Annotated in this window: 11 protein-coding genes; 4 read left to right on the top strand and 7 right to left on the bottom strand. The window is 73.2% G+C overall.

Going from position 1 to position 13094, the window contains the following annotated elements; translation table 11 throughout:
* Positions 1 to 31 precede the first annotated feature (31 nt).
* On the bottom strand, positions 32 to 973 hold the full coding sequence (locus ACQPZQ_RS10110) for a bifunctional riboflavin kinase/FAD synthetase (protein WP_241040087.1): 942 nt from the start codon (positions 971 to 973) through the stop codon (positions 32 to 34).
* Between the two features lie 118 nt (positions 974 to 1091).
* Between ACQPZQ_RS10110 and truB the strand changes: the two genes are divergently transcribed.
* Entirely contained in the window at positions 1092 to 1961 is an 870-nt protein-coding gene (gene truB, locus ACQPZQ_RS10105; protein WP_433294371.1) for a tRNA pseudouridine(55) synthase TruB, read from the top strand.
* Positions 1962 to 2013: 52 nt separating this feature from the next.
* Here the strand turns inward: truB and ACQPZQ_RS10100 are convergent, their stop codons facing one another.
* Positions 2014 to 2814 carry a DUF5995 family protein gene (locus ACQPZQ_RS10100; protein WP_433294369.1) on the bottom strand — a complete coding sequence of 267 codons (801 nt, stop codon included), beginning with the start codon at positions 2812 to 2814 and terminating at the stop codon, positions 2014 to 2016.
* Positions 2815 to 3077: 263 nt separating this feature from the next.
* Here ACQPZQ_RS10100 and ACQPZQ_RS10095 point away from each other — a divergent pair, with 263 nt between their 5' ends.
* Positions 3078 to 3683: an RNA polymerase sigma factor gene (locus tag ACQPZQ_RS10095; protein ID WP_433294367.1), complete on the top strand. Its 606-nt coding sequence runs from the start codon at positions 3078 to 3080 to the stop codon at positions 3681 to 3683.
* Positions 3684 to 3693: 10 nt separating this feature from the next.
* Here ACQPZQ_RS10095 and ACQPZQ_RS10090 read toward each other — a convergent pair whose 3' ends face one another.
* Positions 3694 to 6678, bottom strand: coding sequence for a helix-turn-helix transcriptional regulator (locus tag ACQPZQ_RS10090; protein ID WP_433294365.1), 2985 nt, complete (start codon positions 6676 to 6678; stop codon positions 3694 to 3696).
* Between the two features lie 173 nt (positions 6679 to 6851).
* On the opposite strand from ACQPZQ_RS10090, the gene ACQPZQ_RS10085 reads away from it, so the two are divergent.
* Together ACQPZQ_RS10085 and ACQPZQ_RS10080 are read left to right on the top strand one after the other, a co-directional pair.
* Positions 6852 to 7655, top strand: coding sequence for a DUF5995 family protein (locus ACQPZQ_RS10085; protein WP_433294363.1), 804 nt, complete (start codon positions 6852 to 6854; stop codon positions 7653 to 7655).
* A gap of 68 nt (positions 7656 to 7723) precedes the next feature.
* Positions 7724 to 9370: an ABC-F family ATP-binding cassette domain-containing protein gene (locus tag ACQPZQ_RS10080; RefSeq protein WP_433294361.1), complete on the top strand. Its 1647-nt coding sequence runs from the start codon at positions 7724 to 7726 to the stop codon at positions 9368 to 9370.
* Positions 9371 to 9384: 14 nt separating this feature from the next.
* On the opposite strand, the gene ACQPZQ_RS10075 is transcribed toward ACQPZQ_RS10080, so the two are convergent.
* The 4 genes from ACQPZQ_RS10075 to ACQPZQ_RS10060 all read right to left on the bottom strand — a co-directional run bounded on the left by ACQPZQ_RS10075 (position 9385) and on the right by ACQPZQ_RS10060 (position 12962).
* Positions 9385 to 10734, bottom strand: coding sequence for an MATE family efflux transporter (locus tag ACQPZQ_RS10075; RefSeq protein ID WP_433294359.1), 1350 nt, complete (start codon positions 10732 to 10734; stop codon positions 9385 to 9387).
* 25 nt (positions 10735 to 10759) lie between these two features.
* Positions 10760 to 11398, bottom strand: coding sequence for a class I SAM-dependent methyltransferase (locus tag ACQPZQ_RS10070; protein WP_433294357.1), 639 nt, complete (start codon positions 11396 to 11398; stop codon positions 10760 to 10762).
* Between the two features lie 89 nt (positions 11399 to 11487).
* The gene (locus tag ACQPZQ_RS10065) at positions 11488 to 11754 is read right to left on the bottom strand and encodes a hypothetical protein (protein ID WP_344725331.1); all 267 of its coding nucleotides are present in this window, start codon (positions 11752 to 11754) and stop codon (positions 11488 to 11490) included.
* Positions 11751 to 12962 carry a S8 family serine peptidase gene (locus tag ACQPZQ_RS10060; protein ID WP_433294355.1) on the bottom strand — a complete coding sequence of 404 codons (1212 nt, stop codon included), beginning with the start codon at positions 12960 to 12962 and terminating at the stop codon, positions 11751 to 11753. Before ACQPZQ_RS10060 ends, ACQPZQ_RS10065 begins: the two co-directional genes overlap by 4 nt.
* Between the last annotated feature and the right edge of the window lie 132 nt (positions 12963 to 13094).

The raw sequence follows: 13094 nt of genomic DNA, 5'->3' as shown, positions 1-13094 counted from the left end.
GTGGCCGAACGGGAAAAGTGCCCAGCGGGTGTCAGCCGCCCAGCAGCTCACGCGCGCGGTCCACGTCGCGCTGCATCTGCACGATGAGCGACTCCACGTCGTCGAAGCGCTCCTGCCCCCGCAGCCGGTGCTCGAAGTCGAGCGCGACCTCGAAACCGTAGAAGTCCTCGTCGACGTCGAGCACGTAGGCCTCGACGGAACGCACGCGCCCGGAGAACGTGGGATTCGTGCCCACCGAGATCGCCGCAGGCAGGAGCCTGCTTCCCTCCTTGACCGTGGTGATGCCGAAACGTCCCGCGTAGACGCCGTCGGCCGGCAGCGCCGTGTAGGGCGGGGTGGACAGGTTGGCCGTGGGGAAGCCCAGGTCCCGGCCCCGCCGGTCGCCGTGCACCACCACACCTTCGATGCGGTGGGGGCGGCCCAGCGCCGCCGCGGCGGTCTCGACGTCGCCTGCGGCGATGCACGAGCGGATGTACGTGGAGGAGAACGTGATCCCGTCGTCGGTGATCAGGTCGAGCCCTTCCACCCCGAACCCGAACTTCTGCCCGAGCTCGGTGAGCAGTGCCACGTCGCCCTTGGCCTTGTGGCCGAACGTGAAGTTGCGCCCGACCACCACGTCCGCGGCGTGCAGCCGCTCCACGAGCACCTCGTGCGCGAACTCGGCGGGTTCGGTGCGGGCCAGCTCGGCGGTGAAGGGCAGCACGCAGAAGGCGTCCACCCCGAGCCCCGCCACGAGATCGGCCCGGCGCCGGAGGCTGGTCAGCCGTGCCGGGTGGCTGCCCGGCCGGATCAGCTCGGCGGGGTGCGGATCGAACGTCACCAGCGCGGTCGGGAGACCACGTTCCCGCCCGCGTTCCACCGCCCGACCGATGAGCTGCTGGTGGCCGCGATGCACCCCGTCGAACACACCGACGGTGACGACGCTGCGACCCCAGCCGCTCGGCACGGACTCGAGCCCCCGCCAGCGCTGCACGGGTCGAGCCTACGGAACCGGCTGCGAGGCCCCACGGTGGCCCGCACCCCCGCGAGTCGTCCCGGTCCTCCCGCCCCCCGGCACCCTGCCAGGTGCCGGGCAGGAAGAATCGCCGCACGTGAACGCCGTCCCCTCCGGCCTGGTCGTGGTCGACAAGCCCGCCGGACTGACATCGCACGACGTGGTCGCCCGGCTGCGCCGGATCCTCGGCACGCGCAAGATCGGCCACGCCGGCACGCTCGACCCGATGGCCACCGGCGTGCTCGTCTGCGGCGTCGGACGCGGCACGAAGCTGCTCGGGCACCTCGCACTCGACACGAAGGCGTACACGGCGACGGTCCGCCTCGGCGCGGCGACGACCACGGACGACGCAGAGGGCGAGATCGTCAGCACAGCCGACGCGGGAGCCGTCGACGATGCGGCGATCGCGGCCGGGATGGCCGCGCTGACGGGCGCGATCGAACAGGTGCCGAGCTCGGTCAGCGCCATCAAGATCGACGGGAAGCGCGCCTACGCGCGTGTGCAGGCCGGTGAGGAGGTCGTGATCCCGGCCCGTCCGGTGACGGTGTCGCAGTTCCGGCTCCTCGCCCGGCGCGGCGACAACCTCGACGTCGTGGTGGACTGCTCGTCCGGCACGTATGTGCGGGCGCTGGCCCGCGACCTCGGCGTGGCGCTCGGGGTCGGCGGTCACCTGACGGCGCTGCGCCGCACCCGCGTCGGCCCGTTCACCCTCGAGCACGCCCGCACGCTGGAGCAGCTCGAGAGCGCACCCGAACTGACGCTCCCGCTCGACCAGGCCGTCGGAGTGGCGTTTCCGCGCCGGGACCTCGACGCCACGCTCGCCGCCGACATCGCGCACGGGCGCCCGCTCCCCGCCGCCGGGGTGGACGGCACCTACGGCGTGTTCGCCCCCGACGGCCGGGCGCTGGCCCTCGTGAGCGAACGCGGCGAGCTGGCCCGTCCGGTGGTCGTGCTCGCCCCCGCGTAAGGCGGGCACGGACGTCGGGCGGCTCGCGTGGCGGAACGGGCTGCTCCGGGGCCTAGCGGAGGTGGGTGGCCAGCAGGCCCCGCGCGACGAGACCGGCTCGCCAGTCCATGGCGGCGCGTTCCTCCTCGGCCTCGGACGGTCGCCCGCGCACTGCCCACAGGTGCTCGGCCTGCCGCCACGCGTCGTGCCGGGACAGTAGGACGCCCACGCCGTCGGAGCCGAGGAGCGCCACCACGGCCGCGTCATCGCGCAGCCGGTCGGCGATCAGCCCGACGATCATCTGCACGGCGGCCCGCTCGGCGGGGCCAGGGGTGCGCCCGAGGAGCGTGCAGGTGCTCACCACGGCCGACGGGAGGTCGTGCCCCACGATCGTGAGGCCGCCTGCCAGGGTGATCCGCGCGGGGTCGATGTTCTCCGGATCCCATCGCCCGAGCACCTCACGCCACGCCCGCGGCACCGTGGCCCCACGGGCGTAGCAGCTCACGGCCCTCAGATAGCGCCGGGCGAGCTCCGTGACGAGCACGGCGACGAACTCCGCATCGACCGTCGCTTCCGCCTCGACCGTCGCCTCCACGACCCCGGTGAGGAGCCGGTTGACCGGCCCTGCGCCGTCCCCGCGCCGCCCCGCGTCCGCGCCCGGCTGCAGCCGGGAGAGCACATGGACCATCGCGTCCGGAGTGACCGGTTCGAGCGCGCCCTCCCGGCCCCCGAGGGCCGACCCCCGGTGCTCCGGGGCCGGGGTCTCGGCCGCTCCGGTGGCCCGGGTGCGCCCGGCCGGTCTGGGTGCTCCCCACCGCGCGGCCGATCCCGCGATCACCCGCAATCCGTTCACCTCGGCCGTCATTGCGCCCATTCCCATCGCTCCCGTCGTCAGGTCCGCGGGTTCGATCCCGCCTCGGCTCTTCGGCGCCGAGACCGTTGGTCGCGCGTTCCCCCGGTGACGCACGGCGAGCGGTGTCGGACCGCGGGATGAGTCGCGTGGGGCGCGCGGTGATACGGCGACCGCCTCAACGCTGCGATGTAGGGGGTCCGTAGGGGCATACGTAGGGCGTTGTCCTGACGACATCGGCGGCCGTTCACCCGACTCTGGGACACCCGTTAGAAGGAGCCCTGGCGATGACCGTGACCACCGTGACGACGGCGCCCGCGACGACGACCACGAAGATCCAGGACCTCCGGAACACCGAGCTGCTCGCGCTGGCCCGGCAGGGCGACGGCAGCGCCTGGGCGGAGGTCGTCGTCCGGTACCGGGGGCTGGTGGCGTCGGTGGTGCGCGCCTACCGCTTGCAGGACGCCGACGCCCGCGACGCCGAGCAGCGCACGTGGCTACGCCTGGTGGAGCACCTCGGCTCGCTACGCGACCCCGACCGGCTCGGCGGCTGGCTGGCGACCACCGCGTCACGGGAGTGCCTGCGGATCCTGCGGGAGAGCCAGATCCTGGTGGGCCTCGAGATGGACGCGGTGCCCGCCACGGAGCCGGGTGTCGAGGAGCAGGTGATCGACGCCGACACCGCGGCCCGGCTGTGGCAGATCGTGGGCACGCTGCCGCCCCGGGGAAGGACGATCATGCGCGCGCTGTTCGCGGACGAGCCGCGACCGTATGCCGAGGTGGCCCGCGCCACGGGCATCCCGATCGGCAGCCTCGGCCCGAGCCGCGCCCGCCTCATCGACCGCGTGCGGCGCAGCTTCGACGACGGCACCTACGCCACCGGAGCGCAGTAGGCGCAGCCGATCAGCCGCTGGAGCGCTTGCGGCGCGCCTCGGGGATCGACCGGAACAGTACCGCGGTGGCCTGCACCCGGGTGTGCACGCCGATCTTGGCGTAGATCCGGCTGACGTGGACACCGACGGTCTTCTCGCTGATGAACAGCCGCTGCGCGATCTCCCGGTTGGTCCGGCCGCCGGACAGCTCGGTGAGCACCTCCAGCTCGCGCGCCGTCAGCGCGGCGAGCTCGTCGCCCTGCGCCTCCTCCGCCGGTGGGTCCGGCTCGGGCACGGGGACCGGGGCGTCGATCCGCACCCGTGCCCGCTCCGCCAGGTCGACGACCTCCTCCAGGAACGGGGTGGCCCCGAGCTCGCGCGCCAGATGCCCGGCATGCCGCAGGGCTTCCGTCGCCGCAGCCGACTGCGCACGTTGCGCGAGCAGCGCCTCGGCCCGGCGCAGGTGGGCGTAGGCCGACGGGTAGGGCTGCTGCTGGGAGTGCCAGAACTCGGCCACGCTCTCCCAGAGCTCGGGGTCGGAGCGCCCCAGTGCCCGCCCGTCCTCGGCCGCGCACATCCGCACGAAGCCGAGCACGGTGTCACGGATCGCCGGCACCGAGGACGCGGCCTTGCGGGTGAGCTCGGCGGCGTGCCGGCGCAACCGGCCGTCGATCCCGTCGTCGGGGCGGCGCAGCCCGAGCATGGCGAGCTCGGCGCGCGCCCTGGCGCCGTGCCAGACCAGCGGTGCCACGAGCCACACGTCGTCCGACCCCTGCTCGACGACGTCCAGGCCTGCAGCGACGTGGTCGAGCGCCACGTCGGGGCGGTCCTGCCACATCGTGAGGCCGGCCCGGAGGGTGAGCAGCGGGATCCGGTAGCGCGGGCCGATGGTGCTCGCCGCGAGCACGTCGACGGCTTCGAGGTCGTCCTCCGCCGACGAGAAGCGGCCCCGGCCGATGTCCATGCGGGCCCGGGACAGCCGCAGCTCCAGCGCCTCGGCGCCGCTGGGTGCGAGCTCCCACGCCTCGGCGATCGCCGCGTCGGCCTCGTCCCAGAGGCCGAGCCGGAACAGCCCGTTGGCCGCGATCGAGATCAACCCGACCCCGGCGCTGCGGTGCAGCCCGAGGGCGTGGGCCCGGTCAGCTCCGGCACGGGCGATCTCGACGCCTCGGTCCAGCTCGTTCAGCGGACCGGAGAGCAGATCGGCCAGGCTGCGGTAGGCACGGGCGATCTCCTGCGGCTCACCCGCTCGCTCCGCCACCGCGAGCGACTCGCGCAGGGCCGCCTCCCCCGCTTCCGGGTCTTCCCGGTAGGCCAGGCTGAAGCCCAGCGTCGCGAGCGCCTTCGCCTCCTCGGCCGCGAGCCCCATCCGCCGCGCCAGCTCGAGCGCCCGCTCGGCGCTGACGTGCGCGGCCGCGTAGTCCCCCGCCGTCCACAGCGCCGACGCCTGCCACCCCAGGACCTGGGCCCGCTCCTCCTCGGCCCCGGACGCGGGCAGGGCCGCCGTGGCGCGGCCGAACGCGAGCGCGGCCTCCGCGCCGCGACCGGCGGCCACGAGGTACTGGCCGGTGCGGGCGTGCAGCAGCGCCGCGTCGAGGCCGCCGGACTCGTCGGTCGCCTCCAGCAGGCTGAGCCGCTCGGCGAGCAGAGCGACCGCCTGGTCGGCATCGCCGGCGAGATGAGCGGCCTCGGCGGCCCGCTCGAGGCACTCGCTGCGCGCGATGGGCGGCTCCGCCAACTGCCCGGCGAGCCGCGCGGCCCGCAGCCAGTGCCGGTGCGCCTCGGCGTAACCGCGCAGCTGTCCCGCCGACTCGGCAGCGGCGACGGCCGCGGCGGCGGCCCGCTCCACGTCGCCCGCCGACTGCCAGTGGTGGGCGAGCCGGGCGTCGACGCCGGGGAGCTCGCGCGCCCACGGCTCCTCGAGCGCCACGGCGTAGCGGCGGTGCAGGTGCATGCGTTCACCGGGCAGCAGCTCCCGGATCACGACGTCGGTCATCAGGCCGTGCCGCAGCCGGTAGCCGTCCACGCCGTCGTCGACGACGACGACACCGGCGTTGACCGCCTCGCGCAGGGCGCCGAAGAGGTCGGGACCGCCGCCGTCCAGCACGGCCTCGAGGAGTCGGTGCGGCAGGGGGCCGTCGCACAGGGCAATGGCCCGCACGGCACGCAGCGCCGGTTCGGACAGGCGGTTGACCCGGGACAGAACGAGCTCACGCAGCGTCGTCGGCAGGGCCGTCGGATCGCCGTCGAGCGCCGCCCGCACGGTCTCCTCGGCGATGAACGCGTTGCCTGCCGAGCGCTTCCACACCAGGTCGACCAGGTCCGTGCGGCCCGGGGCCAGCGCGTGCACCATCTCCGCGACCGCATTCCGGTGCAAGGGCGCGATCTCCAGGCACTGCACCTGACGGTGGCGCCGGAACTCGTTGATCATCGTGCGCGCCGGGGAGGCGTCGGCGGGCAGCTCGGTGCGATGGGTGGCGACGACGAGCACGCGCTCGTCGACGAGGTTCGCGACCAGGTAGGCGAGGAGGTCCAGAGTGGAGCGGTCGGCCCACTGCAGGTCCTCCACGACGAGAACGACGACGGAGCGCGCGGCCAGCCGCAGGACCACCCGGTGCAGCAGCTCGAGCGTCTGCACCCGTGCCTGCGCGCCGGCGAGGGCGGGCACCGCCGGGCGCAGCGCCACCAGCTCCTCCAACTGGTCCGCCCACGGAGACAGCAGCTGCTGCAGCTCCTCCCCCCGCTGCGAGCGCAGAAGGTTGCGCAGCGCCGAGGCGACCGGCCAGAACGGGGGGCTCTCCGCGATGTCGGTGGCCCCGCCGAGGAGCACCGTGGCGTCCGCCTCTTCCGCGCAGCTCACGAGGTGCTGAACCAGGCGCGTCTTGCCGACGCCTGCGTCACCGACCAGGAAGACCGTGGCCATCCGGCCCTGCTGCACCCCGTCGAAGGCCGACATGAGCGTGGCGACGTGATCGTCCCGTCCGACGAGCGGGGGCGTCGCCGGGCGCTCAGTCACGTCGGCCGAGGTTATGCCATCTCACCAAGCGAGATCCAGAGGGACCCCCACCGTCCTGCCAGGAGGAGCGATCATCCGGGTGGGGCCGGACGTTGCCGTATCAGGACGGCACCCCGTCCCTCCTCACCTGGAGCAGTCACCCGGACGGGAAGATCGAACGAGAGGAGCGTGCAGTGGACACGGAGGACATCGGGAAGTTGGCACAGCCCGGCGGGGGGCCGGGGTCCACTCAGCACCTGGCCAGGCTCGCGGGCACCACCATGCCGGAATCCATCCCCGACGTCATTCGGCGGCTCGCCGCGATCCACGAGTACGCCTCCGGCACGTCGATGCTGCGCGATGACGACGGAATCGCCGCGTTCACCCGGCTCTACCACATCATCACGACCCGGATCGGGAACATGGTCGACGGCGGGGAGTTCCGCGACCCTGCCTTTCTGATCAGGCTCGATCTGGAGTTCGCCGAGCGCTACCTGCGCGCCCTGCGCACCTACGCCGAGGACATGCACCGCACGCCCGGGGTCTGGCGCCTGCTGTTCGACAACCGCAGCGACCCCCGTATCGCCCCGGTGAACTTCGCGGTGGCGGGCGTGAACGCCCACATCAACTTCGACCTCTCGTGCGCGCTGGTGGCCACCTGGAAGCACGTCACCCCCGACGGCGACGGACCCGACAGCGCCCAGTTCTACGACTACCGGCTGATCAACGAGGTCTTCGAGCAGGAGATGGACCCCCTGCGCGAGGAGCTGGGCTCCTTCCTCAGCAGGGGCCCGGACGACGCCATCTGGGACCGCACGGCCAACTGGGTCTCCGACCTCGTCATCCGCTTCACGCGCGACCTGGCGTGGGACGAGGCGAAGCGGGTGTGGGACCGCGGCGCCGACGACAAGGTGATGCAGGCGTCCGAGGAGAAGCTCGACACCATCGCCTCGTTCGTCGGCGAACGCCTGCTCCGCGCCCCGATCCTGCCCGTGTAGTCACCAGAGATATCGGCTGGGATATCGGCTCGACCCGGCGACCGGCCTACGGGCACCATCTCCCCTCCGTGGGACACATCGAGGCAATGGCCGTCGGGCACCGCCTGCCCGACGGCCGCACGCTCTTCTCCGACGTCAGCTTCCGGGTCGGCGAGGGCGCCAAGGTCGCCCTCGTCGGCCCGAACGGTGCAGGGAAGACCACGCTGCTGCGGATGATCGCCGGCGAGCTGACGGCGACGACGGGCAGCATCGCGCGGAGCGGTGGCCTCGGGGTGATGCGCCAGTTCATCGGGTCGATCACCGACGACCGCACCCTCGCCGATCTCGCCCTGTCCCTCGCCCCGCCCGGGGTGCGTACCGCCGGACTCCGGCTTGCCGCGGCCGAGCAGGCGCTCGACGACGGGGAACGCTCGCAGCTCCGGTACGCCCACGCGCTCGCGAGCTGGGGCGAGGCAGGCGGGTACGCGGCCGAGGTGGAGTTCGACACGGCCGCGATCGCTTCGCTGGGCCTGTCCTGGGCCGATGTCCGTGACCGCCCCGTCGTCACGCTCTCGGGCGGGCAGCAGAAGAGGTTCGCGCTCGAACTGCTGCTCCGCGGCCCTGACGAGGTGCTGCTGCTCGACGAGCCCGACAACTTCCTCGACGTCCCCGGCAAACGCTGGCTTGAGGGCCGGATCCAGGAGTCGGGCAAGAGCGTGCTGTTCGTCAGCCACGACCGGGAGCTGCTCGCCGCCACCGCCCAGCGTGTCGTCACAGTCGAGGCGGAGTCGGCGTGGGTGCATCCCGGCGGGTTCGCGTCCTGGCACGAGGCACGAGTGGCGCGCCACGACCGTCTCGACGAGGAACGCCGCCGCTGGGACGAGGAGCGAGCGAAGCTGGAGCGGCTGGTCGTGTACTACAAGCAGAAGGCCGCCTACAACGACGGTCTGGCGTCGCGTCTGCAGGCGGCACGCACCCGGCTGGCCCGGTTCGTCGATGCGGGCCCACCCGAGGAGAAGGCGCGCGAGCAGAACGTCCGGATGCAGCTGACCGGCGGCCGTACGGGCAAGCGAGCGCTGGTCTGCGACCAGCTCGAACTGGACGGGCTCACCTATCCGTTCGATCTCGAGGTCTGGTTCGGCGATCGCGTAGCAGTGCTCGGGGCGAACGGCTCGGGCAAGTCCCACTTCCTGCGGCTCCTCGCGCGCGGAGGCACCGACCCGGAGCCAGGCAGCGTGCCGGCCAGCGGCGCGGCCCTTCCCGCCGTGGCCCATGACGGCGTGGCCCGGCTCGGCGCGCGCGTGCGTCCCGGGCACTTCTCGCAGACCCACGACCGGCCCGAGCTGACCGGTCGCACGCCGCAGGACATCCTCGTGAGCGGGGACGCCGACCGTCCGGGTCGCACTCGCGGCGACGCCATGAAGGCGCTGGCCCGCTATGAGCTGGCGGCCCAGGCCGAGCAGCGGTTCGAGACGCTCTCCGGCGGGCAGCAGGCCCGGCTGCTCATCCTGCTGCTGGAGCTGTCCGGAGCCACGCTGCTGCTGCTCGACGAGCCGACCGACAACCTCGACCTCGCCTCGGCGGAGGCGCTCGAGCAGGCCCTCGACGCATTCGAGGGCACAGTGCTGGCGGTAACCCATGACCGCTGGTTCACCCGGGGGTTCGACCGCTTCCTGCTCTTTGCGGGGGACGGCGAGGTGCGGGAGACCGACGAGCCCGTGTGGGCCGTGGGCTGAGATTCGTCACCGCGTCAGCGCGCGGGCCGCACGGCGCCGATCACCACCCACCGGTCCGAGCGCGCCCGCAGCCCCACGGCGACGAGGCGGAGCACCATGAACAGCGTGAGGCCCGTCCAGATCCCGGCCAGGCCCCAGCCGAAGGCGAGCGAGGCCCAGATCAGGGGAAGGAATCCCACCACTGCGGCGAGCAGGGTGGACGTACGCAGGTAGGCGGCGTCCCCGGCGCCGAGCAGCACTCCGTCCAGTGCGAACACCACCCCGGCCACCGGTTGCATGGCCGCGAAGAACCACCAGGCGACGGGCACGGCGTCGAGCACCTCGGCGTCCGGGGTGAACACCGGCGGCAGCACCCCGGAGAGGGCCGCGTACAGCACGCCGAACCCGATGCCGAGCACCAGCCCGTAGCGGGTGACCTGCCCGGCCAGTGCCTTGGCCCGCTCCGCACCGCGGTCCGGCGATCCCAGCGCGGCCCCCACCAGTGACTGCGCCGCGATCGCCACGGCGTCGAGCACGAGGGCCTGGAACGTCCAGAGCTGCAGGACGATCTGGTGCGCCGCCACCGTGGCAGCCCCGAAGCGGGTGGCGACCGCAGCGGCGGAGAGGAAGCAGGCCTGGAACGCGAGGCTGCGGGCGATGAGGTCGCGGCCGAGCGTGATCTGCGAGCGCAGCACCGTGGCCGAGGGCCGCAGCGGCGCCGCCTCGGCCCGCGCGGCCCGCACGAGCGCGCCCAGGAACAGGCTCGCACCGACGGTCTGCCCGGCGACGTTCGCCCACGCCGACCCGACGAGCCCGATCCCCGCCCAGCCACCGATCCCGTGCACGAGCAGGGGGCAGGCCAGCGCGGAGAGCCCGTTGCCTGCGAGGACGTAGCGCAGCGGGCGTGCGGTGTCCTGCACGCCGCGCATCCAGCCGTTGCCTGCCAGCGTCACCAGCACCAGCGGCGCTCCGATGAGGGCGATCCGCAGCCAGGACACCGCCGCGTCGGCGATGTCGCCGCCGTTCCCGAGAGCAGAGGCGACCGGATGGGCGACGAGCTGCCCGACGACGAGCACCAGAAGGCCGACGGCCAACGCGAGCCAGGTGGCCTGCACGCCTTCCCCCACGGCATCGCTGCGCCTGCCCGCGCCGTGCAGGCGAGCCGCGCGTGCCGTGGTGCCGTACGAGAGGAAGTTCAGCTGGCTCGTGACCTGCGCGAACAGCACGCCGGCGATGGCGAGACCGGCAAGCGGCACCGCACCGAGCCGACCGACCACCGCGGTGTCGACGAGCAGGTACAGCGGCTCGGCGGCCAGCACCGGCAGCGCCGGGGCCGCCAGTCGAAATATCTCTGAGGCGTTGGCGCGAGCGGACGTCGTGGTCATCGAGCAGCGACCCGGGAGACGACGGTCATTCGGCAGGTGTGCGCGGGCGCCGGCACACGTAGACGAAGGCGGGTGGCAGGTTGCGCCACACGGTGGCGGTGACCAGCACCTCGTCGAACGTCTCGCGCAGCGTGCGGCGGAAGCGGCGGGCCGCTCCGAGCGTCATGCCGTGCAGGTAGGCGAACGTGGTGAAGGCGCCGGTCGACCCGATGGCCCGGCTGATCTCGGCGAGCAACGCGGTCTGGGTCGGGTCGTCGAACAGCGCCCACGGCAGGCCGCAGATCACTGCGTCGACGGACGAGATGTCGCGCTCGGCGAGCAGGGCGCCGAGGTTCGCGGCGTTGCCCGGCACCACCTCGAGCTCCGGGCGGGTGCGGCGCAGGAACGTGACCATGTCCGGGTCCAGCTCCACGGCGAGGTGCCGGGCGCCTGCGGGCAGCCGCTGCGCGATCACGGCGCTCACCGCCCCGGTGCCCGGACCCAGCTCGACCACGACGGGAGCGCCCGCGGTGGGCACGATCGACGCGAGCACCGCACCCAGCCGCGGCGAGCTGGGGGCGATCGCTCCCATGGTCGCCGGCCTGCGCACGGCAGCCGAGAGAAATGCGCGCCGAGCCGCACCCGCATCCGATTCGGCGCGGGCGGGTCCGGTATCGGACGTCATCGTGCGGGGCTCCTTCGTTCGGTGTATCCACCGTAGACCGGAGCCGGCGTCACCGATCACCCGGCGAGGACGCCACCGAGGCCTTCGGTTCATCTGTCCCGTTCGTCCTGGAAGGGGCCGTCAGGTGGGAGGCGGAACGTGCGCTGCGGCTCCACCGCGGCCACGCCGTCGAGATCGGCGAGCGCCTCCCAGTCGGCCGGCGCCGATCCGGTGATCACCCCGACCGGACGGAGCACCTGCTCGACGTCCATCCCGGCCGCCCGCAGGCGGTCGGCCAGCTGGTCGATCGCCCCGACGTGGGCGTCGTCGACCGTGACCGTGACCGAGACGTGTCCGGGAGTGTTCGACGAGGTCATGACGGTGCCTGCACGAGTCCGGCGCCGACGTCCGTCGCCGGTGCGTCGAGCGCTTGAGCGGCTCCCACGACCTCGTCCCAGAGCCCTCGGCCGCGGGCACCGTTGCGTTCCGCCCACAGCGCGGCGATTCCCGCGACGTGTGGAGTGGCCATGCTGGTGCCGGAGATCGTGTTGGTGCGCCGCGGGAGCGGCCAGCTCGAGTAGACCGCCACACCCGGTGCCGCGATGTCGATCTCGCCGCCGCCGACGTCGGTGGCCGATGCGGAGAAGTCGGCCACGGCAAGGGTGGAGTCCACCGCCGCCACCGCGAGTATCGACGGGCTGTTGGCCGGCACCCCGACGAAGCCGGGGTTGCCCTGCGAGCGGCGTGCGTTGTTGCCTGCGGCCGCCACGATGAGGGTGCCTGCGGCCAGTGCCCGGCGCCCCACCGTCTCGTAGGCGGTGGAGATCGCCCGCTGGTCGGCGCCCAGCGACATCGAGATCACCTGAGCGCCGGCACTGATTGCCCAGCTCATCCCGGCAAGAATATCCGCGTCGGTGCCGCTGCCCTGGTTGTTCAGCACCTTGCCGACGAGCAGCCGGGCGCCGTACGCGATCCCGTAGCGCCGCCCCTGCGCCGGTTCGCGCGGGCCCGCCATCGTGCCCGCGCAGTGCGTGCCGTGCCCCTGGACGTCCTGCGCGGTCTCACCGTCGACGAACGAGCGGGTGGTGATGTCGCGGCCGGCGAAGTCAGGGTGCCGCAGGTCGATGCCGGTGTCGAGCACCGCGATGGTGATCCCGGCCCCGGACTCCGTCGCGTCGAGCACGCCGGTGGCGTGCAGCCCCCAAGTCGCCACGGTGTCATCGGAGAACGCGGCCTCCTGCTCGGGATCGACCGGCGCCGCTTCCTGCAGAGCGTGCACCACCCGCTCCTGCTCGACGGCGAGGATCCGGTCGTCGGCGGATTCGAACACGCCGGTGGCCCCCACCCGGTCCGGCGCGACGCTGACGACCGCGACCCCGAGCTCGGCGAACAGCAGCGCGCCCGTGGTGGCCGCGGGGTCGAGCGCCTGGGCGCCCGGATCCTTCGTGCTGACGACGTCCTGGACGCCACTCACCTCACGCACCACCTCGCGCGACGCCTCATCGTCCCCGAACAGCTCGTCGCTGATCACGAGCAGGTAGCGCCCGGTCGTCGAGGCCGCCGGTTGCGCGTCAGGTCCAGTCATCATCACATCGTGACGGACGATCGATCATTCGTCTCGAAAGTCTCGCCGGGATGTGATGTCGGATCGCGGGAGCGCCATCGCCCTGCCTCCTCGACGGGCGCCTCCTGCCGGATGAGGGTGTCCGACGGTCGA

The organism is Pseudonocardia sp. CA-142604, from assembly GCF_050948475.1.
In the GTDB taxonomy this organism is placed as follows: domain Bacteria; phylum Actinomycetota; class Actinomycetes; order Mycobacteriales; family Pseudonocardiaceae; genus Pseudonocardia; species Pseudonocardia alaniniphila.
This window is presented reverse-complemented; position numbering and strand designations above follow the sequence as displayed.